Source organism: Acinetobacter sp. YH12249 (assembly GCF_013417475.1).
Lineage (GTDB): Bacteria > Pseudomonadota > Gammaproteobacteria > Pseudomonadales > Moraxellaceae > Acinetobacter.
Genome location: NZ_VPDX01000005.1, coordinates 137672 through 164102, shown reverse-complemented (window position 1 = coordinate 164102; position 26431 = coordinate 137672). Strand labels below are relative to the sequence as shown.

Below are 26431 nucleotides of genomic sequence, written 5' to 3'. Positions count from 1 at the left end.
ACGCAATTTAAACCAGATTCCTTTTGGGGCTTTTATCCTTGCAGATAAAGGCTATCAGGGGATTTATGTGTTGTATCCGAATAGCCTGTTGCCATTAAAAGCCAAAAGACACTGTAAATTGGATCCTAAATTGAAAATCTATAATCAAGAAATCAATAAAAGAAGAATTGGAATTGAGCATGTATTTGGCAGCCTGAAAACCTTCAAAATCCTTGCTGAGCGTTATCGAAATAGAGGTAAAAGGCTTGGTTTGAGATTCAATTTAATCGCTGGAATCTACAACTTGGAACTGAGCAAAAAATGATTTATGAAAGAGGTCTAATAAGGTCAATGAAATCTTCATCTATTATCAGCAACGCGCTGAACATGCTCAATTCAGAAAAAGCCAAAAAAAGACCAATGAACTGGAAAGGTTTTTTAAGAATGAAAATGTCCCAGATCCGGCTGATGCTGAGGGATTTGAAGAATGGGCCTCTGATCATTTTCAGCAAATCCGCGAGCAGGCCAAACTAACACGCCAGCAGGAAAAACAGGAACAGGCGGCTGCGATGGCAGAGCAGTCAGTGAAATCTGTATATTTAAAGATTGCTGCGGCGATTCATCCGGATCGTGAAGCAAATGATGTAAAAAAGATTAAAAAAACTGAATTGTTGCAACGTGCCAATGAGGCCTATGCAGAACAGGATCTGTTTGCTTTACTGAAAATGCAGCTTCAGATTGAGCAAGACCGAGATCCTTCGCAAAAGAGTTTAAGTGCAGAGCAAGTCAAGCTGTATCAACTGGCTTTGGATGTGCAGAGCCAGAAGTTACAAGAGCAGATTGATGCATTGATCAATCGATTGGTCTGGTCATCAAAAACCAGAATTGCAGTCAAAAAGGCAAAAGGTAAGGTTCAAATTGCTGACTTGTATAAGCAGATTGATGAAGACACTTCAGCCATAAAACAGCAGATTAAGGTCGAAAAAGAACGCCTGATGTATATCAAAAAGGTAAGTGGATTAGAGATGTTTTTAAGGCGTGGGATGCTTTAAGGTTTTTCTACCTCTTCCTTGGGGAGAGGTTATAAAATCTGCTAATCTCACAAAAAATAAAAAATACCATGAACAAAAAGCTTGATCCTCAACTTTTAATTTTCGCCAAATTCATGCGCCACACTGCCACCGATGCTGAGCACCTCATGTGGCAAATCCTTCGTGCCAAACGTTTTATGAATCTTAAATTTCGTCGTCAGCATGTGATTGAGCCTTATATTGTGGATTTTTACTGTCATGAAATTGGTTTGGTGATTGAGTTAAATGGTAGTCAACATGGAACGGATGAGGGAAAAGAATATGACGCTGAACGAACCAAGTGTTTAGAGGCTTTGGGTTTGAGAGTTGTGAGGTATTGGAATAATGAAGTGTTGTTAGAAACTGATGATGTATTAGATGATTTATGGAAAGTGTGTTTAGGGCTTAAAAGTAAAAACACCTCTCCCTAACCCTCTCCTAAAAGGAGAGGGAATTTCATTACTAAATCCATGCAAGCATTAATTCAAATGACGCTCCCTCTCCCTATGGGAGAGGTCTGGGGTGAGGGTTAACTGAAATTGGCAAAATCTAAGTGGTTGTATCTAGTAGATTGCTTTATAGGAGGGGTTGAGTATACGTAGTCAATAAAGCTTTTCCACGATAATGGCTTAGTCTCATCAATAACTTTATCCAGGATAGAGGTTGTATTTTCATCTAATCTTGGAGGTTCACCTTTATATTCAATCAGTGTTTTATCTGTTCCGTAGATTGTTCTTGTCGATACAACTCTGATTTCAGGATCCGTATAAGCAGCATCGATAACATCAGTTACATAAGGTCCAAAATTATCAAAATACCAATTAATATTAGAAATTTGTTCTTTATTTACCTGATAATTTTCCCAATCAGCTAAATAGATCATTTTTGTTAAACGTGCTTTAGATAACTCTTGAGCATGAGGGTATTTGCTGCAAAAGTATTTGATTAAATCAGTTAGAGAGTTAGTCATTCTACAACCTCCCTTTGACATGCATTTATAGTTTTTTCATAGTGTATAAGGAATTGTCTGAATAGAGTATGATATTCATCGGTTAGCGTACCATCTTCATCAAAATCCCATTGCTCTTTAGTAGATTCAACAACCATTACACCGATTAGCTCAAAATTATCCCTATGAATAGGTATGGCAATCAAGCTTCTACTTTTCATTGTAAAACTTTTAATTTCTGCTTCAGTAAAATTTTGTTTGACAGTTTCTTTTATATAAGGAGCATCATTTTTAGGTAGATGTTTCAGAATACGTCTGTTTAGCCTCCAGCACTCTCCTATAACACCTTGCTCAATCGAGAATTCTTTACGATGAACTTCAGCAAATCTTGAGTCTAAAGAATAACGTGCAGCCAAAATAAAGTGACCATTAGTTTTAAGATATAAACTAACTCTTTCTCTAGAAGTCAGACCAAATTTCGTAAAAATATAAGCTATAAATTTACTACCTATTTCAAATGAGGTTGTTAAATTACTATTTTTTAATTCATCAATAGCTTCCTCTGCTTCATTTAATTGATTTTTAATTTCGGATGCCGCTCTATTGCTCTGTGTTAATTCGATTGTTAGTCGCTCAATTTCTGTTTCTTGACTATGTGATTGACGGGTAATTTTTTTAGTAATGAAATATGAAATAATAAAAAAGAATAAAATTACATAAAAGGAAACTGACGATAAAATATCAACAATATATTGAATTAAATCAGAAAATTCTTCATCTTTATTAAATAATGATGACCACAATTTTATTATATTATCTTTTAGATGAGTAAAACCGGATAGAAAAAAGATACTTAAAATAAAGAAAAATAGGGCTTCATAGTTTTTGTAAATATGATGGTAATTACTTTCAAAATATTTAATTTTTTTAACTAACCAACTTTCGCTTTTAGTATTCATAAAAATAATAAAGGGCTGAATAATCAGCCCTTTATACTACAAATTAGATCAAACTAACAACACATTAAAGCGCCGCAATTTGCTCCATATTCGCTTTAATCTTCGCTAACTGATCAGCAAACTCAGCAAGTTTTACTTTCTCACCTTCAACCACAGCCGCAGGTGCTTTTGCAACGAAACCTTCGTTAGAAAGTTTGTTGGCAATCTGGTCATGCTGTTTTTGAACCTTGTCTAAGTCCTTTTGTAGACGACCCAATTCCGCTTTAGGATCAATCAAGCCCTTCATTGGAACGAATACAGACACGTGACCAACGACTGAAGATGAAGAGAGCGGAGGTTGCTCGCCATCAGCCAGGAAGGTGATACTTTCAACTTTCGCCAATGCTTTGAACAATGCTTCAATACGAGTAATCTGTGCTTTTTCAGCTTCAGTGGTGTTCTGAAGAAGAACAGGTAATAGGCGTGCATTACCTAAGCCCATTTCACCACGGATGTTACGTACCGCACCGATCAAACCTTGCAGCCATTGCATATCTGCTTCAGCTTGTTCGTTGATCTTCGCTTCGTCAGCAACAGGGTACTGAGCCAGCATGATAGTTTCGCCAGAGATCCCCAGTTTAGGAGCAAGCGTTTGCCAGATTTCTTCAGTCAGGTACGGCATGATCGGGTGAGCAAGACGTAAAGACGCTTCCATCACAGCCAGTAACACACGACGCACTTCGGCTTTACGCTCTTCAGACACGTTTTCATCATTCAGAACTGGTTTAGTCAACTCGACATACCAGTCACAGTATTCATTCCAGATGAACTCGTAGATCGCTTGTGCAGCCAAGTCTAAACGGTAAGTCGCGAAGGCTTGCTGAACTGCTTGTTCCGCTTTTTGCAGACGGCTCACGATCCATTGTTCTGGCAATTCCCAAAGATCAGGACGAGCAGTTTGACCAACCGTTTGACCTTCAACATTCATCATCACGAAACGGGTACCGTTCCAGATTTTGTTGGCGAAGTTACGGTAACCTTCAACACGTTTCATGTCGAACTTAATGTCACGGCCAGTGTTTGCTAATGCACAGAAGGTAAAACGAACTGCATCCGTACCGTAAGCCTGAATACCTTCTGGGAATTCTTTACGGGTTGATTTTTCAATCTTCGCTGCCTGTTTAGGGTTCATCAGACCGAAAGTACGTTTTTGTACCAAGGTTTCCAGATCAACACCATCAATCAGGTCTAATGGATCAAGTACGTTACCCTTAGATTTAGACATTTTCTGACCTTCACCATCACGTACCAGACCGTGTACATACACAGTTTTGAATGGTACTTGTGGTGTGCCATCTTCATTTTTCATGAAGTGCATGGTCATCATGATCATCCGGGCAACCCAGAAGAAAATGATGTCGAAACCAGTGACAAGCACATCAGTCGGGTGGAAAGTATTCAAGAAATAGTTTTCTTTATCTTTCGCTTCGTCGCCAGTCCAGCCTAAAGTTGAGAATGTCCACAAACCAGAAGAGAACCAGGTATCCAGTACATCTTCGTCCTGTTTCAATTCAACTTCAGGTGCAATACCGTGTTTCGCACGAACTTCTTCTTCGTTACGACCGACAAATACATTGCCTTCAGCATCGTACCAGGCCGGAATACGGTGACCCCACCATAATTGACGTGAAATACACCAGTCTTGAATGTTATTCATCCATGACATGTACATGTTGCTGTACTGCTCAGGAACGAACTTGATACGGCCATCTTTAACCGCTTCAATTGCAGGTTCAGCCAGTGGCGCAATTTTTACATACCATTGGTCTGTCAGTAATGGCTCAACGATCACACCTGAGCGGTCACCGCGAGGTGGTTTTAGTGTGTAAGGTTGGATTTGGTCTAACCAGCCTTCAGCTTCCGCTTGCTCAACCAGTTTTTTACGCGCTTCAAAACGCTCTAAACCAATGTAGTCTGCAGGCGCAGGGATGGTTTTAGAAATCTGTTCGCCCGCTTTCGCGATGTATTCAAACTCAGCCAGAACTTCGGCATTTTTGTTGAAGATGTTGATCAGTGCCAGACCACAGCGTTTACCCACTTCATAGTCATTGAAGTCGTGTGCAGGTGTAATTTTTACACATCCTGTACCGAATTCTTTTTCAACATATTCGTCAGCAACAATGGCAACGGTACGGCCAGTAATAGGCAATACAATATTTTTGCCGACAAGATGTGCATATCGCTCATCTTCAGGGTTGACCGCAACCGCAGTATCACCAAGTAATGTTTCTGGACGAGTGGTTGCAACGACAATATGGTCTTTGCCATCTTGAGTGCGAAGCGATTTATCTTCAAAGAAATATTTGAAGTGCCACAATGAGCTTTGTTCTTCTTTATCAGATTCTACTTCAAGGTCAGACAGGGCAGTTTGCAGTTTAGGATCCCAGTTCACCAGACGTTTGCCGCGGTAAATCAGGCCTTCTTCATGCAGTTTCACGAACACTTCTTTAACGGCATTGGATAAACCTTCATCCATGGTGAAGCGTTCACGTGACCAGTCTACAGAAGAACCCAAACGACGGATTTGACGAGTAATGTTACCGCCGGACTGTTCTTTCCATTCCCAGACTTTTTCGATGAACTTTTCACGCCCCAGATCATGACGGCTTACGCCTTGAGCACCTAACTGACGCTCAACAACCATTTGGGTTGCGATCCCTGCATGGTCAGTACCTGGCTGCCATAAGGTATTTTTGCCTGACATACGGTTATAACGAGTCAAGGCATCCATAATGGCATTGTTAAAACCATGACCCATGTGCAAGCTACCAGTGACGTTTGGTGGCGGAATCATGATACAGAATGATTCACCTTTTTGAGACGGCTTGAAGTAACCGCGCTCTTCCCAGGTTTGGTACCATTTTTTCTCGATCTCGGTCGGATCGTAGGTCGTAGCAATATTTTGCGCTGAATCAGTCATAGTCTAAACAGATCAAAAGTGGATAAAAAATTGCATCTATTGTAGCAAAAAAATCAAGCCATGCGGCAGCTTAACCAAAAGCAAACTTTCGCCAATTGGCAGTTGCCTGAACTCAACGTATGATAGATTGATAAAAACGCGACTCATCGCAGACGATTAAAAAAGGATAACAAGATGAGCTATAGCATTTCTCTCAAGATTCACCCCGATACCCATCAACGCTTTAAAGACCTGCATTCCCGATTTAATGCCGGTGAGCAGGAAAGCCTGGCCAAACTGCTCGGTGAAAATCTGGCCGATATTGCCTGTGAAATTATTGACCAGATTTTTGGTCGTGTGGTGCAGCTCTCTAGCTCCCCAGATCAGGAATCCGAAAAAGTCATTCAACAGATTTTAGAAACGACTCGCAAATATATGCCATGGTCGGTTTCTTTCTTTGGTAATGATCGGCTGATTCCTATGGTGAACTATCTGTACAAGATGACCCATGAAAATGAAGATGGATACTTTGTTCGCTATCCGGTAGAACGCATGCTGATCACGGAACTGCTGGGCTGCGTGGAGCAGATGAAAAGTGGCAATAACCAGTATGTCTCACCGGCATTGAAAGCTTTTATTCAGGTGGTGGATCAGGGTGTGACGCATCTGGTGCGTGAACCAAAAAAGATGCTGAAATTTAATGTGGTGGTGGATAAAACATTGAATGGTGTGATTCACCTGACCACACAACTGGGTTATAAACGTTTTGATAAACTCGGTAGCCTCTATGATGCGGATACTATGAGTTATTATTTTGAGCAGTTGCTGGCATTTCTGGAAGATGAAATGCCGCCAGGAACACATTCATATAAAGAGGGTGACAGGATTTAATGGCAAAACTAGAAAATTTACAGGGAAAAGTAGTCTGGATTACCGGAGCATCTTCAGGAATTGGTAAGGCACTGGCTGAAGAATGTGCTGCCCAAGGTGCACAGATAGTATTGACTGCACGACGTTTGGAAGAACTGGAAAAAGTCCGTGCAGGACTGGTGAATCCTGATCAGCATATTTCAGTGGTGGCTGATATTACTGATGAAAGTCAGGTACGCACGGCTTATGAACAGGTGCTGAGTGAGAAAGGCCGCATTGATTGGCTGATCAATAATGCCGGACTCAGTCAGCGTGCCCTGATTCAGGAAACCACCATGCAGACTGAACGCGCCATTATGGAAGTCGATTATTTCTCTCAGGTGTTTTTCACCAAAACAGTTTTACCGACATTTTTAAAACAGAAATCTGGCCGGATTGCTTTTATTTCCAGTGTGGCCGGCCTGCTTGGAACTCAATATCGGGCGTCTTATTCAGCAGCCAAAGGCGCGATTCATATGTGGGCGAATAGCCTGCGCGCTGAAATGGCAGATCAGGGTATTCAGGTATCCGTGATTTTCCCGGGCTTTATTAAAACCAATGTGTCTTTTAATGCCTTAAATGGGGAAGGTACACCTCAGGCCAAGCAGGATGAAGCAATTGAAAACGGTCTGGAGCCGGCTGATTTTGCCCGTCAGACTGTAGAAGCGTTGAAACGTGGTGAAGAATATATCGTGGTGGGTGGCTCTAAAGAAAAACTGGGTGTTTTAGTTTCACGTCTATCGCCAAAGGTGTTGTATAAGATGATTCGCAAAACTAAGGTGAAATAATCTGCTTGCAAGATCAAGCTGGTTGTCATCGGTTACAGGTTTATTGCTCCATAGAAATAGACCTGTAATCTGAAAATAATGTGCTCATCTTTTTTATTTCTCTTTTTTAAGATTTCTTATCTTATCCAATTAAGTCATCTATTTTTACTATCCCTTTTGTCCATATCCCATTTTCACAACATAAAACTGCATAAAAGTAGCAAAACCGCCGTCAGTATTCAGTTTTAATAAAAATGATATAAAAGATTGAGATGGGAGCATTTGCCATGAAAACGCCGGTACCGGATTATTTGAATCATGTGCTTTCTGCTTGCCATGATAATAAAAAAGGCGCGCTGGCAGATTACATTCCTGAACTCGCGTCGGTTAATCCTGACAAGCTCGGACTTGCGCTATCGACCGTAGATGGAACCATCTATTCTGCCGGGGATGATGACGTTGAATTTACCATGCAGTCTCTTTCCAAGCCTTTTGCCTATGCGCTGGCAATCAAGGAGCTAGGGCTAAAACAGGTACTGGAAAAAGTAGGTGTGGAACCTTCGGGAGAGGCGTTTAACCAGATTTCGTTGGAAAAAGAACGCAATATTCCTAAAAACCCGATGATTAATTCTGGCGCGATTACCACGCATTCTCTGATTCCTGCCAAGAAAACAGTATCACGTGCTGAACAGTTACGCCGTTTTTTAAGTGGACTGGCTGGACGTGAATTGTCCTTTGATGAGCAGGTGTATAACTCTGAGATTAAAACAGCTTTTCGTAATATGTCGATTGGCTACATGCTACGTACCGTCGGTGTGCTGGATGAAGATCCTAAAGAAATCGTGCATGGCTATATCAAGCAGTGCGCAATTAAGGTCACAGTCAAAGACCTAGCGGTGATCACCAGTATATTGGCCAATGGTGGTGTGCATCCCAAGACAGGAAAACGGCTGCTGGATCGGGCTTTAGTCCGGCAATTACTCAGTGTGATGCTAACCTGCGGTATGTACGATGCTGCAGGTGACTGGCTGACCACAGTCGGTATTCCGGCCAAGAGTGGTGTGGCAGGTGGCATTATTGGAGTACTGCCAGGGCAAGTGGGGATTGCGGTCTTTTCACCGAAAATCGATGAGCATGGTAATAGTGTACGTGGGGTCAGAATCTTTGAAAATCTGTCGCACGATATGGGGCTGCACCTTATGGAAGGTACGCCGTCAGCACAGACCATTCTGCAAAGCCGTTATACGGTGGGTAAAAAGAATAACGTCGTGGTTTATGAACTGCGTGGAGTGCTGCAATTTACTGAGTCTGAAATGCTGCTACGCATTTTGCAGGATGAACCTGAAGGTAAAAGTACCATTATCCTCGATTTGACTAATCTCACTTTGATGCATGATGTCGGTGCCCGAATGCTGTTTGAAGGTGTAGATCGTTTAAAACAGGATGGACATAAAGTACTAGTCGTAGATTCAGAAGGTTTGCTGGATAAGGACCAGTTGAAGGGTAGAAAAAGGGTGGTGGTGACGGAGGAGTTGGAGAAGTTTTTGGAAAAGTATAAATAACCTCTCCCTTGCGCAGCAGTGCTGCTCATCTCCTAAAAGGAGAGGGAATTTCACTGTGAAATCTAACCCTCTATTTAATTAAATGAGACACCCTCTCCCTGTGGGAGAGGGATGGGGTGAGGAATAAGTCAAAAAATTACTTAATATGCTCAGCAATATCGGTAAAGATCACACCTAAACCATGCGCACCAGCATCCGGATAACCCAGACTACGGTCACCCACAGTTCCTGCCCGGCCCATACGTGCCACGATGTCTTTAGTTGATTCCGCACCCTGAACTGCTGCTTGTGCACCTAGAGAAAAGTTTTCTTTAAAGGTCTTGTCAGTATTCGCTGACCAAGAATCTGCACATGGAACTAGAGCATCAATCAGGGTTTTGTCACCGACCACTGCACCACGACCGAATGAACGCTCACCAGTCGTTTGAATACCTTTTACCGCAGCTTGTAGCATCTCTGCAAAATCCGCCACAGTTAATGTGTTTTTACCTTTAATCGATTTACTTGCTGCACGGAAAGCAAAACCCCAGATTGGACCTGAAGCACCGCCACAATGTTCCATAATGATCATTGAACAGTTCAACAGGAAGTCATCCATCTGTTCAACCTGAACCAGTTCATGCCATTGGCGTTTCAGCTGTTTAAAGCCTTTGGCCACACTCATACCGAAGTCACCGTCGCCGGCATGGGCATCCAGTTCACAGAATGGCACTTCATTTTTAATAATGCAGGCACTCATCACATCCACAACATAGCGCATGTTTTCAATGGTGAATTGTTCATTGGCAATCACCGCATGTTCAGGATGTGTTTCAACATCTGTATTTACTGTGCGTACAGCAGTTTGGTCTTTGGCAGCAAACTCAAATGGCAGTGCAGGTGAACCATCCATTTTAAATGCAGGGGTATTGGCTTCTGCATCCAGATAAGTTTTCAGTTCATCATCCACAGCCAACAAGGAAACAGATGCACCTGCCATATCGATACTGGTCATGTAGTTGCCGACAAAGGTACGGTAGATCTTGATGCCTTTGCTGGCCAGATGTTCACATACATCATTATTGAATACATACAGTTCTTGCAATGGCGTTGTGCCAAAACCATTAACTAATACTGCAACTTCAGTTAGATCAGGACGATCCAGGAACAGGTCATCGACAATACGTTGCGCCAGTTCTTTAGAAGGCAGAATCTTTTCACGACGGATGCCCGGTTCACCGTGGATACCGACGCCGTATTCCATTTCATCATCAGCTAAAGTGAAAGTTGGTGTGCCTTTAGCTGGAACGGTACAAGAGGTATAGGCAAAACCAAGGCTAGTTACATTGTCAGCTGCTTTTTGCGCAAGCTCTTTCACACGTGCAAGTTCATAACCTTTTGATGCGGCAGCACCGGCAATTTTATGCACGAAGATTGTACCGGCAACGCCACGACGGCCAACGGTATATAGGCTGTCTTTTACTGCAATATCATCTGCCACTTTGACGTAATCAACTTTGATGCAATCTTCAGTCGCTAAGGCAGCACCATTCTGGAAATTCATCATATCGCCAGAATAGTTTTTAATGATCATCAGGACGCCTTTGTCAGTCGCGACTTGCTGTAAGGCTTTATAGACCTGAATTTGTGAAGGAGAGGCGAACACATCACCACATACAGCAGCGTCCAGCATGCCTTGACCAACAAAGCCGGCATGAGCAGGTTCATGACCGCTACCACCACCACTGATCAGGGCGACATTTTGGTGTTTTTCTTTTCGGGAAATGATTTTATAAGATTCATTAAATGCCAGTTCTGGATGTGCTAGGACAAAGCCTTTGCACATTTCAACAACGATGTTTTCAGCACCGTTCATGAGTTTCTTCATTGGAACACCAATAGTCATTGATTTGGGAGATAAATTTACTGGTCTATTATTCATGAAAGTGATGATTTTTGCAGACTTAAAAGTGTAAAAACGAATTGTTTGGGATTGATGGGCTAGAAAAGGGGCGCATATTTGATAAATTAAAGCCCTCCCAACCTCCCTTTTTCTAAGGAAGGAGCTGTCACGTAATTTATTTGTTTACATGGAGTCCCTCTCTTTGTTCTTGCGCCATATATGGCTCAGGGTTAGGGGAGATTCCAAAAAAAGAGAACAAAAATGAGACTCTATAATAAAAACTTAAAACAAGCCTCACGTGACCTACGTAACAACCTGACCGATGCTGAAAAGTTATTATGGTCACGACTTCGGAATAAGCAAATTTTAGGTTTGCAGTTTTATAGACAGAAGCCAATTTTAAATTACATCGTGGATTTTTACTGTCCCGCTGCTAATTTGATTATTGAGTATGATGGCAGCCAGCACTTTACGGATGAAGGATTGGAAGCAGATCGAATTCGAGATGAAGTTTTGGCTCAACTCGGATTAAAAGTACTGAGATTTGATAATCGGCAGGTGATTGGGCGGATTGATGATGTGGTAGAAGTGGTTTGTTGGTATTTCGAGGAATACCCCCTTACTTAAAAAGAAAGGAGGATTAGGAGTTGATGCAATGGTATTAAGCGTTTGGTTTAAAGATAGTCATTTTGTACATAATCGGGTGTTCCCATATCAGTACCAATTGAGAAAAACGTTTTTCTAAGTTGCGGATTCGCTAATTCAAAAATTGCAAGATGAATATCTTTTGGTGGAACAGTTTGAGTATATAAGTAAAAATTAGCTGGTTTTTCATCAGTAAAAATATTTACACTTAAAGCTGTAAAGTCATAGTCGAAACATTTACGCATAGTCTTTGAATTGGGTTTTGGTAAGCTATCTTTTAGCGTAATATTATATTGTGGTTGAAAGTATCTAACTAAAGCTGCCTCAATTAAAAATATTTCTTCTCTTAGTTTAATATCCATATTTAATGTTTTATGGAATCTACGTGAATCTGATTCGTCGAAGATAGCTGTTTTATCCATTCCATCCATACTACTTAGAAATCTAGCCCTATCAAATTCAAAAGATCCAATTAATATTTGATCATCTGGAAAATCATCTTGTGTAATAGCGAGTATTTTCTGCAAAGTTGAATGATTTTTTAGTCGATCTAATGTAGTTCTAGAGCCTTGCTCATTACCAAATGCTTGTCCAATATATAAAATTTCAAGATGATTATTCCTTTCGTGTGCAATTTGTAAAGCTGGATAGTATTTTAACGAGTCATTCTGTGAATCTTTAGCTAATAAATTGTGATGAGGGTAAAGTGAAATTTCAATACTTTCACATTCTTCTGGAACTAAAATTCCATAATTTTCAAAATTATATTCATTTAGAACTCCAGATACTTTATAACTTATTGTAAAGTTTAGATGAGCAACTTTACCAGCGGGAGTTGATGTAAAAGAGATGAATTCAAGAGATTCAGGGATAAAAGTATATTTTGGCTGGCGAACAATCATGTAAATATGACATTTCTTAGCTAAGTTAAAAGTTACTGATCCTAATGTTTCCTCACTTGCAGAATGCAATTCCTTCGGCAAAATAAAAAAGTATCCTTTGGCGGGGACATCTAAACAAAAGTTTGTTGCAAATCTTGTCATAAGTAATTATTTAATATAAAGAAACCTCTATTAAAGAGGTTTCTTTATGAATAATCAATCAACAATTAAACAATCGAATCATCCAGATTTGGCGCTAACCAGCGTTTCGCTTCATCCAGTGTCCAGCCTTTACGCTTCGCATAATCTTCCAGCTGATCGCCAGAGATTTTACCCACGTTAAAGTATTCAGTTTGAGGGTTTGCATAATAGAAACCACTCACTGATGAAGGTGGCCACATCGCAAAGCTAGAAGTCAGGTAAGTACCCATCTTCTCAGTCGTACCTAACCAGTCAAACAATGGCGCTTTTTCAGAATGTTCAGGACAAGCTGGGTAGCCCGGCGCAGGACGGATGCCGACATACTTCTCTTTGATCAATTCATCATTGTCCAGAGTTTCGTCAGCCTGATAGCCCCAGAACTCTTTACGGATCCGCTGGTGCAGATGCTCTGCAAAGGCTTCGGCAAAACGGTCACCCAAGGCTTGAACCATAATCGCATTATAGTCATCACCTTTGGCTTTATATTCCTGAGACAATTCTTCCGCACCGAAGATCGAAACGGTAAAGCCACCCAGATAATCCTGAGCCACATCTTTAGGCGCAATAAAGTCAGCCAATGAGTAGTTAGCCTTACCGGTTACTTTGTCAGACTGCTGACGCAAGTGCTCGAATGTATGTGTGATATTGCCAGCTTCATCAGTCACCGCAACCGTATCTGAACCGGTACGATTCGCAGGGTAGATGCTGAACGTTGCACGCGCATCGAAACGTTTATTTTCGATGATGTCTTTCAACATCGCTTGCGCTTGTGCATACAGGTCACGTGCTGCTTCACCCACGACTTCATCTTCAAGGATTTTCGGGAATTTGCCCGCAAGACTCCAAGAAATAAAGAACGGTGTCCAGTCAAAGTATTCCACCAAGGTTTCTAAAGGATAGTTGGTGAAAGTTTGTGAACCGATGAAGTTTGGTTTAAATGGTGCATTCTTATCGAAGTCGATTTTAAAACCATTTTCAACCGATTCAGCATAAGACAGTTTCGCTGCTTTCGGCTGCTTGTTGGCAAGACGGATACGAATTTTTTCATAATCCGCTGCATAGTCTGCTGCCAGTTTTGGCTTCATCTCGGCAGAAAGCAATTGAGTCGCTACACCGACGGCACGAGACGCATCAGCTGTGTAATACACGCCATCATTCTGGTATTGAGGGGCAATCTTCACAGCAGTATGCGCTTTAGAAGTCGTCGCACCACCAATCATCAATGGAATATTAAAGCCTTTACGCTGCATTTCTTTGGCAACGAAAACCATTTCATCTAGAGACGGTGTGATCAGACCAGATAAACCGATGATATCAACTTTTTCGTCAATCGCAGTTTGCAGAATCTTTTCACATGGCACCATGACACCAAGATCGACCACGTCATAACCGTTACAGCCCAGTACTACGCCTACGATATTCTTACCGATGTCATGTACGTCGCCTTTTACGGTCGCCATCAGGATTTTACCTTTGGCTTCGCCTTGGGTTTTTTCTGCTTCGATGTACGGGTTCAACCAAGCTACGGCCTGTTTCATGACACGTGCAGATTTCACTACCTGTGGCAGGAACATCTTACCGGCACCGAACAGGTCACCGACTACGTTCATACCGGCCATTAATGGGCCTTCGATTACGTCGAGTGGACGAACAGCTTTCAGGCGAGCTTCTTCAGTATCCTGGTCGATGTAAGTGGTAATACCTTTAACCAGTGCATATTCAAGACGCTTTTCAACGCTTTCATTACGCCATTCAAGGTTTTCTTCCGCTTTTTGTGCACCACCTTGACCACGGTATTTTTCAGCTATTTCCAGCAGTTTTTCAGTTGCTTCATTACCGCTTTCACCCTGGTTACGATTCAGGATCACATCTTCAACTGCATCTTTCAGGTCTTTGTCGATGTCATCGTAAATCGCCAACTGACCGGCATTTACGATACCCATAGTCAGACCTTGCTGGATACCGTAGTACAGGAATACTGCATGGATCGCTTCACGTACCGGCTCATTACCACGGAATGAGAAAGATACGTTCGAGATACCACCAGAAATCATCGCATTTGGCAGGTTCTGTTTAATCCAGCCAGTGGCTTCGATGAAATCTACAGCATAATTGTTGTGTTCTTCGATACCGGTTGCAACAGCGAATACGTTCGGGTCAAAGATAATGTCTTCAGACGGGAAGCCAACTTCATTCACCAGCACGTCATAAGAACGCTTACAGATTTGTTTTTTACGTTCAGCTGTATCTGCCTGACCATTTTCATCAAATGCCATGACGATCACAGCTGCACCGTACTGACGGCAGAGGCGGGCACGTTCTACAAACTCGTCATAACCTTCTTTCAGGGAAATCGAGTTAACAACCGCTTTACCTTGCACGCATTTCAGACCAGCTTCAATGATTTCCCATTTTGATGAGTCAATCATGATTGGCACACGAGAAATATCAGGTTCAGATGCCACCAGATTCAGGAAGTGCACCATCGCACCTTCTGAATCGAGCATGCCTTCATCCATGTTGATGTCGATGATCTGTGCACCTGCTTCAACCTGCTGACGGGCAACATCTAAAGCTTCAGCAAAGTTTTCTTCTTTAATCAGACGCAGGAATTTTTTCGAACCGGTCACGTTGGTACGTTCACCGACGTTCACGAATAGTGAATCTTTAGTAATGTTAAATGGCTCTAAACCACTTAAACGACATGCAGGTTCAATTTCAGGTACTTTACGTGGGGCAATGCCTTCAACTGCTTGAGCAATCGCGCGGATGTGATCAGGTGTCGTACCACAACAACCACCGGTAATATTGATCAGGCCACTTTCCGCAAATTCTTTAATGAAAGCTGCAGTTTCTTCTGGAGTTTCATCATAACCACCGAAGGCATTTGGCAAGCCGGCATTAGGATGCGCAGACACAAAAGTATCCGCCACATCAGACACAGTTTTTACGTGTGGACGCATTGCATCTGCACCCAGTGCACAGTTGAAACCAATCGAGATCGGTTCTGCATGACGCATTGAGTTCCAGAACGCTTCCGCAGTTTGACCAGTCAAGGTACGGCCAGACGCATCAGTAATCGTACCTGAGATCATGATTGGCAATTCAGTGCCCAGTTCTTTAAACACTTCTTTCACTGCAAAGATGGCAGCTTTGGCGTTTAAAGTATCGAATACGGTTTCGATCAGGATGATATCAACACCACCTTCAATCAAGGCCTTGGTTGATTCGATGTAATTCACTTTCAATTCGTCAAAAGTGATATTACGGAAAGCAGGGTCATTTACATTTGGTGAAATCGACGTAGTACGTGATGTCGGCCCAATCACACCTGCCACAAAACGTGGTTTTTCAGGCGTTGAGTATTTTGCACAGGCTTCTTTGGCAAGACGCGCCGCTTCACGGTTGATCTCAGGAACCAGATCTTCCATGTGATAGTCAGACATTGAAACACGGGTGCCGTTAAAGGTATTGGTTTCAATAATATCGGCACCGGCTTCAAGATACGCTTCGTGAATGCCTTGAATAATCTGTGGCTGAGTCAGCACAAGTAAGTCGTTATTGCCTTTAAGGTCGTATGCCCAATCAGCAAAACGCTCACCACGATAATCGGCTTCTTCCAATTTATGGCGTTGGATCATGGTACCCATCGCACCATCGATAATTAAAATTCTCTTGGCAAGAAGTTCTTTTAGGGTGGCAAGTGTGGACATTCAAACTTTCTCAGTAAGCATCAAAAACGGCAATAATCTTAACAGATTAGTGCGCAGTTTTCTGTAACGCTTATACAGAATGCTGGATATGCTTGATATGAAAATTTGATAAAGAAACTCAAGCCGGTATAGAAAGCTGAAAACAGATGGAAATCTGGAAATTAAAGTTTTTGATAAAAGGGTACGACTGGAAAATAAAATGTAAGCAGCTTTCATCAGAGTGTCATATTACAAAGCTAATCTTTAGCCAAATATGACAGGCTCGGAAATATGACAGCCGGGTAGGAATGATCAGATATATTGCAAAACATGAATAAAGCTGGGCGATTCAAGCGTTTTATTTTTAATAAATAATTGATTATATTTGTATATTTTTAAAATTTAGAGCATGTGGTTACAGGATAAACGGCAACGAGAAAGTCTAAAAAACTGGTTTATATGACAGCACTTTGTCATATAATTGTCACAATTTAACTGAACAATATGGGGATTCTTGAATCCTCTATTCCTGCTTGCATGAATTCTAATCAAACTCCCTTAGGTTCAGCACAACAGTCGCCTTCTGATAAGCCGGCCAATGTTCATGTGCCCACACCGAAATTTTTTATGCCGGTGTTTCTGACTCTAATTATCTCCACGCTGATCTATATCGGCTTCCAATTGACTTCAGATTTAGCTCATGTCCCACCGATCGGTCTGTATTCAATGCTTCTTTTAGGCACGGCGTTATTCATTGCGCTGGGCTTCGAATTCGTCAACGGTTTCCACGACACGGCCAATGCGGTTGCGACCGTGATTTATACCAATGCATTGTCTGCACCGGTTGCGGTCATGTGGGCAGGTTTTTGTAATTTCCTTGGGGTAATGGTGGCCAGTGGTGCTGTTGCATATGGGATCATTGCATTATTGCCTGTCGAGCTGATTATGAATGTCGGCACAGGTGCCGGTTTCGCTATGGTTTTTGCCATGCTGATTGCCGCGATTCTCTGGAATTTGGGTACCTGGTTCCTTGGCATTCCCGCTTCCAGTTCACATACCCTGATCGGTTCGATTCTGGGGGTAGGTATCATGAACTACCTGTTGAATTCAGGTGGTGGTGCTTCTGGTGTGGATATGGAACAGGTGCTGAAAGTTGGTAAAGCATTGCTGTTTTCACCTTTGATCGGTTTTGCTTTTGCTGGAGTGCTATTCCTGCTGGTGAAAAAGATCTTCAGAAAGCAACTTGAACTGTTTAAGCCACCTGAAGGCAATAAGCCACCACCACCGCTGATTCGTGCCATTCTGATCTTTACCTGTACAGGTGTGAGCTTCGCGCATGGTTCAAATGACGGTCAAAAAGGTATGGGTCTGATCATGCTGATCCTGATCGGTTGTGTACCTTTGGCATATTCATTAAACAAAAATCTGGATGCAGCACATATCCAGTCTTTTGGTCAGTTGTCTGCGCAAACGGCTGATGCGATTTATCCGCAGCATGAAGATATTCCGGACGAAAAAGCACGTGCCATCATCACGACCTACATTCAAACCAAAGAATTGAATGCTGAGGTTGTTCCTGCACTGGCAAGCCTGACAGATCATTTGGGTGATAAAGTCGGTAGCTACAGCAATATTAAAGATGTCCCAGAAACACAAGTTTCAGAATTCCGTAACGACATGTACCTGAGCACCACAGCATTTAAACGTCTGGACAAAGCAGAAGCTTTACCGGCAATGAGCGAGGCTCAGGAAAAAACCGTTGATGAGTATCGAGACAACTTGGATTCATTCCTGCAATACATTCCGACCTGGGTGAAAGTGGCAACAGCCTTGGCATTGGGTTTAGGTACCATGGTGGGTTGGAAACGAATTGTCGTAACTGTCGGTGAGCGGATCGGTAAAGAGCACATGACTTATGGTCAGGGGATGTCTGCCGAACTGGTAGCCATGTCTACGATTGCTGCTGCTGATGGCTTTGGTATGCCAGTATCTACCACTCATGTCCTGAACTCTGCAGTTGCAGGTACCATGGTGGCGAACAAGTCGGGCCTAAACTTTAAAATGGTCAAATCAATTCTGTCTGCCTGGGTATTTACACTGCCAGCAACGATCTGTTTATCAGGTGGTTTGTACTGGATTCTTCTGAAAGTTTTCTAAGAAGATTCGATGTAAAAAACGCTGCTTAGGCAGCGTTTTTTTATGGGTGATTTTTATATTTCCTTGTGGAAGATAGGAGTACTCCTCTTCTGCAAGAGATGAGGGATTTAAATAAAAGATGACCCTCCCTAACCCTCACTTGCGCTGCGCTTTAAAAGCAGTGCTTTAAAGCTTGCTCAGGAGAGGGAATTTCCATTTGGAAGTTATAGATAAATCACATGATAATCCCTCTCCCTATGGGATGAGTAACATTGCTACGCAAGGGGGTGAGGGTAAAGTAAAAATACTTTTTCACTAACCCATATTTGAGTATTACCTTAAAACTTGCTCTGGAGAGAGATCTATCTATTTAAGAAGAATTACTTCTTCAACTTCTTACCCAATAATCCCTTTGGTAATTTATCCGTTGCAAAACCATACAGCGCAGCAAAAGGCAGAGCAGTACGTGCCAGATAAGCCACACGCCATAAACCGCCATGATTCGCGCCTGACATCATCAATTCAAGTGGATGATTAAGTTGTACATCAGGATTTGCAACAGACTCAGAGTTGCGTAAGTCATGAATCCACAGTGCAGCCATAATCGCATTGGTGGTTTCAGGAGCGAATGCTTCTACATCAAACAGGCTGGCACCGTTAAATGCAGCTTTTAATAACGGATTCTTGGTCACTGAATAAGTTGTGGTTGAAGGAGCGATATTGATGCTCACTTGCTGCCCGTTAGCACGAGCCAATGTTGCACGCCATTGCTGGATGCGTTTAGCCAGTGCATAGTTTGGACCTTGCTCAACGACCAGACAGTCGCAAACACCATAGGACTTGTCGCCAACCTTAAACAGATCCTGTTCATTCTTCTGGAAAAAATGCTTGCGTGAAATCAGTGAAATGCCTTTGGTTAAGGTACTTTCCAGTTTCGATAACTGCTGGTATTTGCTTTGTGAAGCCTGCACCACTTCTTCTGGAACTGCATATACATCCGTCGGGGTGCACATATACATCAGGCTGGTATTGGCTTTCTGCTCACTGACATATTTCATAATGGCATCCATCGCCATGGAAACACGTACGTGCTTTTCACCGTCCAGATAAGCAATCGCCGCGAGATCCAGATCCTGTTCAAACTGAATCAGCCATTGAGCAATTTCAGGAATCTGGGTGAGCAGGTTGGCACCGAGTTTTTCTTTTAAAACTTCCAGTGAAGTATCAGCAGGAAGGGCTTCAACTGATGGTGCATATAAAGTAGCGTTGCCTTGACTTACTGTATCTAAAATCTTGCCCCAGACACGAGTATTCGGCAGGTCAATCGCGACAATATTGGCTTTCCATTTCGACAACCAGGTTAGTGGACCTGCTTCAGAAGCGGCACCAAATAGAACAGTGGTACGATCGGATAGGTCAAACCATTCCGGATGAGCAATACATTCACGTAGCGCATTGGCATGACTTGGCTCGACAATGCCACGCTCTTCCCATGATTGGATCTGATCCAGTAATGCTTGTCCTTGCAGTTTTTTGCCATGATAAGGCACATACCATTCTGGGGCTTTTTCAGACTGGCCTTTCAGCTGGAAAGTATTCAGGTTCTGCGCTGGTAAAGACATGACATCTTTCAGTAGATGCTTCTGGCCATCACGATAAAATTCAAAGCTGGCATGTGCAGTTTCCAGACCTTGCTTGGCAATACTCAGTGCTGCACCCGCAGAGCGTAATCCATCTTCAACCAGATGTTTAAAGTGCAGCGAATATTGCTTACGCCAGTTCTTTTCCTGCTGTGCTGCGGTAGCATGTACAGGATCGACTGCGCCTAAGGCTTCAGAAATAATATTACGGCCGATTTTCGATGTGCTTGGTTTTTGTTGTGAAGCAGAAATGGGAAATTGGAGACCGTCTAGGGAAGTGGACATGCAAAATATCTCGCGATTTACAGCAATTAATATACAGATGTATACATTATCGCTGCTAAGTTGCTTCCTGAGTTGGCATTAAATTCCAGTCTTGGGTCTTAATTTATTACTAGATGTTTCAAATAAAAAGGAAGCTTGAAGCTTCCTTTTTAGTAATGGGTTAAAAATTAATTCGCTGTGCCTTTAATGAGTTCTTCCAGCATGAAAGCGGTATTGTCCAAACCTGCACCAGTGATGTACCAGGCATCAGCATTCACATAGATCACTTTTTTCTCTGCCAAGGCTTTGGCATTTTTTAGGGCAAGGTGTTTCTGAATATTATCCTGAGCGGTATATTTCTGGGTATTCACTGCACCACGATCCAGGATAATGATGTAATCCGGATTCTTCTCAACGGCTGCTGTAATACGCTGAACATTTTTCTCCGCTGCTTTCAATGCTTCCGGAGAGCCGGCTTCTGGACGTGGTGCATTAGACTGTTCAGATGGATCCAAGACTGGTTTAAAACCTGCTAATTCATAAACAAAGCCAAAACGGTCATTTTCTGCATGTGGCATAAAGTTTTCACCAACCGCAAACAACATCAGTGCAGTTTTGTCTTCAGTTTGCTTTTTAAGCTGTTGCTGCAGCGTTGCAATTTTACCGAGCTTTTCAGTAGCAATTTTCTCTTTACCAAATGCACGAGCCAAGACATGGGTACGTTCCGTCAGATCGACAATATATTGGCTAGTATCTGGAGAAAGGTCTAAAGTCGGAGCAATACCTTTAACAGCCTCGGCTTTAGAAGCCGAACGGCCACCGACAATAATCAGGTCGGGTTTAGCAGCTTTTAGTACATTGAGATCCGGTTCAAACAGAGAACCAGCTTTGGTGAATTTGTCCTGCTGGTATTTGCTTAAGTTGCCTGCAAAGCTTGCAGAAGGCACCAGCTGAGCTTCAAGCCCTAGTGTATTCAAGATATCCAGTGCCGAAAGGTCATATACTGCGATCTTTTTCGGGTTTTTTTTGAGTTGAATATTTTGGTCTTTATACTCGAAAGTGACCTGTGCAGAAACTGTAAAGGAAGTCGTCAGTCCTAATATTGTGGCAAATGCTAAAGTCTTAAATTTCATGTTTATTCCTCTAAATTCGCGACAAGATTAGCATAATTGGTAGAAATGAAAATCATTTTCATATGTGAATGATTAAAAAAGGGATATTTGCTATCCCTTAATCATTCAAAACTTTAGAAGGGGATTTGAGTCAATTTATTCAGGAAATGCGGAATAAGTCGTGGCTCTAGAATAATCGTCATCACCACACCATAAGCTGCACCCCAAAGATGGGCACTGTGGTTAATATTGCTGTTGCCACGTTTGCCCGACCAGATGCTATACGCTACATATAAAACAGCAAAAATAATCGCAGGGACTGGAATAAAGAACACGAAAATCAGCTTCCATGGTTCAAACAGAATATAAGCGAACAGAACCGCGGATACTGCACCGGAAGCACCCAAGCTGGCCCAGCGCGCATCATTTTTATGTTTCAGATAACTTGGCAGAATCGCTGCAACCAGACCACCTAGATAAAACAGGATAAAGCCCAGATCATATAAATACTGGCGATAAAAACTTTCAATAATGCTGCCGAAAAAGAACAGCGTGATCATATTGAACAGTAAATGCGTGCCATCTGCATGGATAAAACCATGGGTAATGAAACGGTCATATTGACCACGTTGCATGGCAGGCGGCCAGAAAATCAGACGATTCATTACCGTTTCTTTTGAAAAAGCAATAAAAGAAACAATACAGGTGATCAGAATAATAGTGACAGTATGATTAAAAGGTAAATCAAGCATATAAGTAATTCTGGTTCTATCTATTTGACAATGATCATGCCATTAAAACAAATCTAAAGTGCGACTTTTATAATAAATCCGACAATTTTGGTTGAATTTTTATAATTACCCCGCATCTTCAGTTAAAATAGCAGCTTCAGCTTGAGGAAATTATTGTTATGTCGACTGAGAACAGCAACACTCCGGTTGCAGAAGAAATTCCAAATCTTTTGATTACACCGACAGCACAAGAGTATTTAAAGGATCTATTGGACAAACAGAATACACCAGGTATTGGCGTACGTGTGTTTGTAGAAAATCCGGGTACACCGCGCGCTGAATGTTGCATGGCTTATAGTGCACCTGATGAGGTTGTACCTACAGACTATAAGCAGGAATATCCAGATTTTCCGGCCTATATTGACTCTCCGTCAATTCCATACTTGCTAGATGCAGTTATTGACTACAATAAAGACCGTTTTGGTGGTCAGCTGACTTTCCGTGCACCAAACTCTAAAGTGCCACGCGTCGGTCCTGATGCCTCTGTAGAAGAGCGTATTACCTATGTGCTTCAGTCAGAAATTAACCCGGGTCTGGCAGGTCACGGTGGTAACTGTGCACTGGTTGAAGTGGTTGAAGATCCTGAGCATGGCTTAACTGCAGTTCTTAAGTTTGGTGGTGGTTGCCAGGGCTGTTCAGCAATTGATGTGACTTTAAAACAAGGCGTTGAAACAACCTTGAAACAGCATATTCCTGAATTGGCACGTGTGGTTGACCAGACTGACCATACCCAAGCTGAAGGTGCTTATTTCAAATAAGTCTCTAATAAAATTAGCTTGAAAGAAATACCTCGAATGCTCGGGGTATTTTTTTATCTAGATTTAATAATGATAATAATTATCAATACTAATTGTATTTATAGTTACATTTGATACAATGCGTCACAATTCCAGCAATATTTCTTCATAAATCAACTTTTGGGGCACCTTCGAATATGAGTAAGCCGTTTATGAAATCGACTTTAGCTTTTGCGGTACTTTCAACATGGGCTGCTTCAGTACAAGCACAAGACCAGGTAACTGAAGAACAAAAAACAGCATTACAGACTGAAACTACTAAATTGCAGACCATTGTGGTAACCACAGCGGGCGGTTTTGAACAAAATATTGCAGATGCACCCGCTTCTATTTCAGTCATTACCGCGGAAGAATTACAAAAAAAATCATATACAGATGTAATTGATGCTGTAAAAAATATGCCAGGCGTCTCTGTGCAAGGTGGCGGCAATAATAAAGAGATTACAATCCGAGGTATGGGTGCAACCTATACGAAATACCTTGTTGATGGCAGACCAATTAGCGCCGGTAGGGCAGTGAATGGTAATGGCACAGACGGTGGGAAAATTGGTGCATATTTACCACCAATTAACATGATTGAACGTATCGAAGTCGTACGTGGTCCAATGTCATCACTTTATGGTTCAGATGCTATGGGTGGTGTAATTAATATTATTACTAAAAAAGCGTCTGCTAGTAATTGGTATGGAAGTATTTCTCCTGAATATACGAAGTCTGATAATGATTATGCAAATGATAGTTATGGCGTCAGCATGTATGTCACAGGCCCATTAATTCAAGATAAATTATCTTTAAGTATAGATGGTAACTTCCAGGGGAATGACGAAAGTGACTTTGTCGGTGGAGAAGGGCAAAAATCTGGTTCAAGTGAGTCTGAGAAGAAAGTGAGAAAGCTCGGTACTGAACTGGTTTGGAATGTCGATGAACATAACGATATTGGTTTGAGATATGATTTTACAGGGCAGCAGTACACTACAACACTGGGTAAAAGTGTGGATGTTGCCACTCAAGCCTCTATCAATGAAAATGAGAAAAATCTATATACCTTAACGCATAAAGCACGTTACGATAATTTTACCCTTGATTCATACTATCAAGATGAGACAACTAAAAAAGTTTATAGTGGTGTCGTTGCTGACGAAAAAAATGAAGAATTAAAAGTCTTTAATACACAAGGCTCATTCTTTTTGGGTAACCATGCATTAACAGTGGGTGGTCAATATCAAAAAGAAAAAATCACTGATACCACAAATGGTCTAGCCGATATTACTGGGGTCACTTCACTCGACCGTTGGTTATTTGCCTTATATGCAGAAAATGAGTGGAGCATTACCGATGATTTCGCTTTAACTGTGGGCGCCCGCTACAATAAAGATGAATACTTTGGTGGTGAAATTACACCGCGCGTCTATGGTGTTTATCATTTAACTGATGCTTTAACTTTGAAAGGTGGTGTAAGTACAGGCTATAAACAACCAACGATTAGCCAAATTTCAGAAGGTTTTGGTAGCAGAACAGGAAAAGGCAGTGCTGTCATCATTGGTAACCCTGATTTGTCTCCAGAAAAAAGTACGAGCTATGAATTCGGATTTAACTATTCGGCTCCTGAACTTGGTTTAACAAGCAGTTTAATGGTCTTTAAATCTGATTTTAAAGATAAAATTGTTGAAGATCGTTTATGTGACACGCCAGGAACAACAAATAGTTCTCCTGTAGAAGAATGGAAATGTTCGGCAAATGGCAAGCCATATCGATTTGTTAGCCAAATGAAAAACGTTTCCGATGCAGAAATGAAAGGTGCTGAATTCACATTAGACTATGATGTACTGGATAATCTTCACGCGAGTACAAGTTATACTTATACAAAAACTGAGCAAAAAAGTGGCGAATTTAAAGGCCAGCCTTTAAATAAAATGCCAAAACATATGCTGAATGTCGGTCTGGATTATGATGTTTCAGATACCTGGACGACCTGGATGGACTATAATTACCGTGGCAAAACCAGTGATTATTTAAGCCGTACTTCTATGGATAATGGGACACCGGGATATGGTACTTTTGATGCCGGTGCAGTCTTTAAAGCGACAGATAACTTAAGGTTGACCGCTGGTATTTATAACATTGCAAATAAAGAAATTACCAATGGCGATTATGACATTGTACTTGATGGTCGTAGATACACCGTGGGTATGAATATCAAATTCTAATTCATAGATATGAAAAAGCCGCTTTCTAGCGGCTTTTTTTAGTCTTCAATCTTTAAAATTTTTAAGGTATTTTCAGTATAATAGAATTTTGCCAGATAGGCACGGGCACGTTCACGCAAATAGCCCTGATGAATCATCTGCTGAATAATCGGTGTCAGCAATTCATTCAATTCATGTTGAATCAATGCTTCATCAATATTTAGATCACGCAATAACTGATCAAATGTATGTTCCTGATTGCGTACATACCAGGTATAAATCCCGTCATGCAGTTGCTGCTGCATATATTCCGTCTGGCGCATATGATCCCAGATTTCGTGCCCCAAACTTACCGTCTGGTTCAGATCCTGGGTTTCAATATAGTTCTTGAGCACGGACAGCGGCATGTCTTTGATCTTATGCCAGAGATTGGCCTGAAAATGGTATAGCTTGTCATCATCAAAGTGCTGGTTCAGCACATGCTCACTCATTTGGCTGAGTTTTAAAATATTTTTTTGCAAATAACGGGCAACTGTATTGTCCAGACTGGAATCCGTAACATTTTCCAGAACAGATTTGCCCATTTTCATGAAGCGGGAAACGCCCGGAACACTCTTGGCAATCACAGAATTATCCAGATAATCCTGAATCGAATGTTGGATCAGTTGCGTAATCATGGCTGAAAAAGCAGGATTATTCACCACCGCTTTGATCAGGCGCTGACGATGACCACTTTTGCTGGCCACATATTGTGCAATTTTATCAATGGTCAGTACCGGAATGACATCAGCGATTTTAGTTGTATCATTGGCCGGATGGACCAGTGCAAAACGGATATGTTCGGCAATCTGCTCAATTAGAAAAGAACTGGCAGCAGTATCCAGAATCTGCTTTTGTAGCAGCTGATTGATCAGTTCACAGCTCCACAGATCTTTTAGGGTCTGCTTGCGCAACCAGAGATAAAACTCATGAAACTCGCTTTGAATGGTTTCAGATTGAGAAAATACCTGATCAAGAAAATCAAGTTGAGCATCAATCAACTGCTCAATCATCGGGTGTTTCTGCATAACT

At 41.8% G+C, this 26431-nt stretch carries 19 protein-coding genes and 1 pseudogene; 10 read left to right on the top strand and 10 right to left on the bottom strand.

Annotated elements, in window-relative coordinates; translation table 11 throughout:
• The 3 genes and pseudogenes from FTV25_RS04815 to FTV25_RS04805 form a co-directional block, all read left to right on the top strand.
• Window positions 1-304: transposase family protein (locus FTV25_RS04815; RefSeq protein WP_180002249.1), on the top strand; the 304-nt coding region annotated here is incomplete at its 5' end.
• A gap of 7 nt (window positions 305-311) precedes the next feature.
• Window positions 312-1031 (top strand): annotated as a pseudogene (locus FTV25_RS04810) (molecular chaperone DnaJ); the annotation flags it as partial.
• Window positions 1032-1099: 68 nt separating this feature from the next.
• Window positions 1100-1480, top strand: coding sequence for an endonuclease domain-containing protein (locus FTV25_RS04805; RefSeq protein WP_179993365.1), 381 nt, complete (start codon window positions 1100-1102; stop codon window positions 1478-1480).
• A 98-nt stretch (window positions 1481-1578) separates the two neighbouring features.
• Here FTV25_RS04805 and FTV25_RS04800 read toward each other — a convergent pair whose 3' ends face one another.
• From FTV25_RS04800 to FTV25_RS04790, 3 genes are all read right to left on the bottom strand, one after another.
• Entirely contained in the window at window positions 1579-2019 is a 441-nt protein-coding gene (locus tag FTV25_RS04800; RefSeq protein WP_179993366.1) for a Panacea domain-containing protein, read from the bottom strand.
• Entirely contained in the window at window positions 2016-2957 is a 942-nt protein-coding gene (locus FTV25_RS04795; RefSeq protein ID WP_180002250.1) for a GAF domain-containing protein, read from the bottom strand. The genes FTV25_RS04800 and FTV25_RS04795 overlap by 4 nt, the downstream gene beginning before the upstream one ends.
• Window positions 2958-3021: 64 nt before the next feature.
• Window positions 3022-5916, bottom strand: coding sequence for a valine--tRNA ligase (locus FTV25_RS04790; protein WP_180002251.1), 2895 nt, complete (start codon window positions 5914-5916; stop codon window positions 3022-3024).
• Window positions 5917-6090: 174 nt separating this feature from the next.
• Here FTV25_RS04790 and FTV25_RS04785 point away from each other — a divergent pair, with 174 nt between their 5' ends.
• From FTV25_RS04785 to FTV25_RS04775, 3 genes are all read left to right on the top strand, one after another.
• Window positions 6091-6786, top strand: coding sequence for a hypothetical protein (locus FTV25_RS04785; RefSeq protein ID WP_180002252.1), 696 nt, complete (start codon window positions 6091-6093; stop codon window positions 6784-6786).
• Window positions 6786-7592, top strand: a complete 807-nt coding sequence (locus FTV25_RS04780) for an SDR family oxidoreductase (RefSeq protein WP_180002253.1) — start codon at window positions 6786-6788, stop codon at window positions 7590-7592. The genes FTV25_RS04785 and FTV25_RS04780 overlap by 1 nt, the downstream gene beginning before the upstream one ends.
• Before the next feature lie 266 nt (window positions 7593-7858).
• On the top strand, window positions 7859-9133 hold the full coding sequence (locus tag FTV25_RS04775) for a glutaminase (protein WP_180002254.1): 1275 nt from the start codon (window positions 7859-7861) through the stop codon (window positions 9131-9133).
• A gap of 136 nt (window positions 9134-9269) precedes the next feature.
• On the opposite strand, the gene dhaK is transcribed toward FTV25_RS04775, so the two are convergent.
• Window positions 9270-11000, bottom strand: a complete 1731-nt coding sequence (gene dhaK, locus FTV25_RS04770) for a dihydroxyacetone kinase subunit DhaK (protein ID WP_180002255.1) — start codon at window positions 10998-11000, stop codon at window positions 9270-9272.
• A gap of 276 nt (window positions 11001-11276) precedes the next feature.
• Between dhaK and FTV25_RS04765 the strand changes: the two genes are divergently transcribed.
• Window positions 11277-11642: an endonuclease domain-containing protein gene (locus FTV25_RS04765; protein ID WP_180002256.1), complete on the top strand. Its 366-nt coding sequence runs from the start codon at window positions 11277-11279 to the stop codon at window positions 11640-11642.
• Window positions 11643-11689: 47 nt separating this feature from the next.
• Here the strand turns inward: FTV25_RS04765 and FTV25_RS04760 are convergent, their stop codons facing one another.
• A complete protein-coding gene (locus FTV25_RS04760; protein WP_076753215.1) occupies window positions 11690-12703 on the bottom strand; it encodes a hypothetical protein in 1014 nt (337 codons plus the stop codon).
• A gap of 65 nt (window positions 12704-12768) precedes the next feature.
• Entirely contained in the window at window positions 12769-16455 is a 3687-nt protein-coding gene (metH, locus tag FTV25_RS04755; protein ID WP_180002257.1) for a methionine synthase, read from the bottom strand.
• A gap of 516 nt (window positions 16456-16971) precedes the next feature.
• Here metH and FTV25_RS04750 point away from each other — a divergent pair.
• A complete protein-coding gene (locus FTV25_RS04750; RefSeq protein WP_034589959.1) occupies window positions 16972-18591 on the top strand; it encodes an inorganic phosphate transporter in 1620 nt (539 codons plus the stop codon).
• Between the two features lie 359 nt (window positions 18592-18950).
• Here FTV25_RS04750 and FTV25_RS04745 read toward each other — a convergent pair whose 3' ends face one another.
• From FTV25_RS04745 to FTV25_RS04735, 3 genes are all read right to left on the bottom strand, one after another.
• Complete coding sequence (locus tag FTV25_RS04745) at window positions 18951-20495, bottom strand: hypothetical protein (protein ID WP_180002258.1); 1545 nt, start codon at window positions 20493-20495, stop codon at window positions 18951-18953.
• Window positions 20496-20662: 167 nt separating this feature from the next.
• Complete coding sequence (locus FTV25_RS04740) at window positions 20663-21607, bottom strand: ABC transporter substrate-binding protein (protein WP_180002259.1); 945 nt, start codon at window positions 21605-21607, stop codon at window positions 20663-20665.
• 113 nt (window positions 21608-21720) lie between these two features.
• A complete protein-coding gene (locus FTV25_RS04735) occupies window positions 21721-22338 on the bottom strand; it encodes a rhomboid family intramembrane serine protease (RefSeq protein ID WP_004783040.1) in 618 nt (205 codons plus the stop codon).
• A gap of 158 nt (window positions 22339-22496) precedes the next feature.
• Between FTV25_RS04735 and nfuA the strand changes: the two genes are divergently transcribed.
• Together nfuA and FTV25_RS04725 are read left to right on the top strand one after the other, a co-directional pair.
• Window positions 22497-23135, top strand: coding sequence for a Fe-S biogenesis protein NfuA (nfuA, locus tag FTV25_RS04730; protein ID WP_004783039.1), 639 nt, complete (start codon window positions 22497-22499; stop codon window positions 23133-23135).
• 191 nt (window positions 23136-23326) lie between these two features.
• Window positions 23327-25381, top strand: coding sequence for a TonB-dependent receptor domain-containing protein (locus FTV25_RS04725; protein ID WP_257218909.1), 2055 nt, complete (start codon window positions 23327-23329; stop codon window positions 25379-25381).
• Window positions 25382-25419: 38 nt separating this feature from the next.
• Here the strand turns inward: FTV25_RS04725 and FTV25_RS04720 are convergent, their stop codons facing one another.
• Complete coding sequence (locus tag FTV25_RS04720; protein WP_180002261.1) at window positions 25420-26427, bottom strand: hypothetical protein; 1008 nt, start codon at window positions 26425-26427, stop codon at window positions 25420-25422.
• Window positions 26428-26431 lie beyond the last annotated feature (4 nt).

Bases quoted from the DNA above. Each gene is read 5' to 3' on its own strand.
- FTV25_RS04805 (WP_179993365.1), top strand. From the start codon at position 1,100: ATGAACAAAAAGCTTGATCCTCAACTTTTAATTTTCGCCAAATTCATG.
- FTV25_RS04800 (WP_179993366.1), bottom strand. From the start codon at position 2,019: ATGACTAACTCTCTAACTGATTTAATCAAATACTTTTGCAGCAAATAC.
- FTV25_RS04795 (WP_180002250.1), bottom strand. From the start codon at position 2,957: ATGAATACTAAAAGCGAAAGTTGGTTAGTTAAAAAAATTAAATATTTT.
- FTV25_RS04790 (WP_180002251.1), bottom strand. From the start codon at position 5,916: ATGACTGATTCAGCGCAAAATATTGCTACGACCTACGATCCGACCGAG.
- FTV25_RS04785 (WP_180002252.1), top strand. From the start codon at position 6,091: ATGAGCTATAGCATTTCTCTCAAGATTCACCCCGATACCCATCAACGC.
- FTV25_RS04780 (WP_180002253.1), top strand. From the start codon at position 6,786: ATGGCAAAACTAGAAAATTTACAGGGAAAAGTAGTCTGGATTACCGGA.
- FTV25_RS04775 (WP_180002254.1), top strand. From the start codon at position 7,859: ATGAAAACGCCGGTACCGGATTATTTGAATCATGTGCTTTCTGCTTGC.
- dhaK (WP_180002255.1), bottom strand. From the start codon at position 11,000: ATGAAGAAACTCATGAACGGTGCTGAAAACATCGTTGTTGAAATGTGC.
- FTV25_RS04765 (WP_180002256.1), top strand. From the start codon at position 11,277: ATGAGACTCTATAATAAAAACTTAAAACAAGCCTCACGTGACCTACGT.
- FTV25_RS04760 (WP_076753215.1), bottom strand. From the start codon at position 12,703: ATGACAAGATTTGCAACAAACTTTTGTTTAGATGTCCCCGCCAAAGGA.
- metH (WP_180002257.1), bottom strand. From the start codon at position 16,455: ATGTCCACACTTGCCACCCTAAAAGAACTTCTTGCCAAGAGAATTTTA.
- FTV25_RS04750 (WP_034589959.1), top strand. From the start codon at position 16,972: ATGAATTCTAATCAAACTCCCTTAGGTTCAGCACAACAGTCGCCTTCT.
- FTV25_RS04745 (WP_180002258.1), bottom strand. From the start codon at position 20,495: ATGTCCACTTCCCTAGACGGTCTCCAATTTCCCATTTCTGCTTCACAA.
- FTV25_RS04740 (WP_180002259.1), bottom strand. From the start codon at position 21,607: ATGAAATTTAAGACTTTAGCATTTGCCACAATATTAGGACTGACGACT.
- FTV25_RS04735 (WP_004783040.1), bottom strand. From the start codon at position 22,338: ATGCTTGATTTACCTTTTAATCATACTGTCACTATTATTCTGATCACC.
- nfuA (WP_004783039.1), top strand. From the start codon at position 22,497: ATGTCGACTGAGAACAGCAACACTCCGGTTGCAGAAGAAATTCCAAAT.
- FTV25_RS04725 (WP_257218909.1), top strand. From the start codon at position 23,327: ATGAAATCGACTTTAGCTTTTGCGGTACTTTCAACATGGGCTGCTTCA.
- FTV25_RS04720 (WP_180002261.1), bottom strand. From the start codon at position 26,427: ATGCAGAAACACCCGATGATTGAGCAGTTGATTGATGCTCAACTTGAT.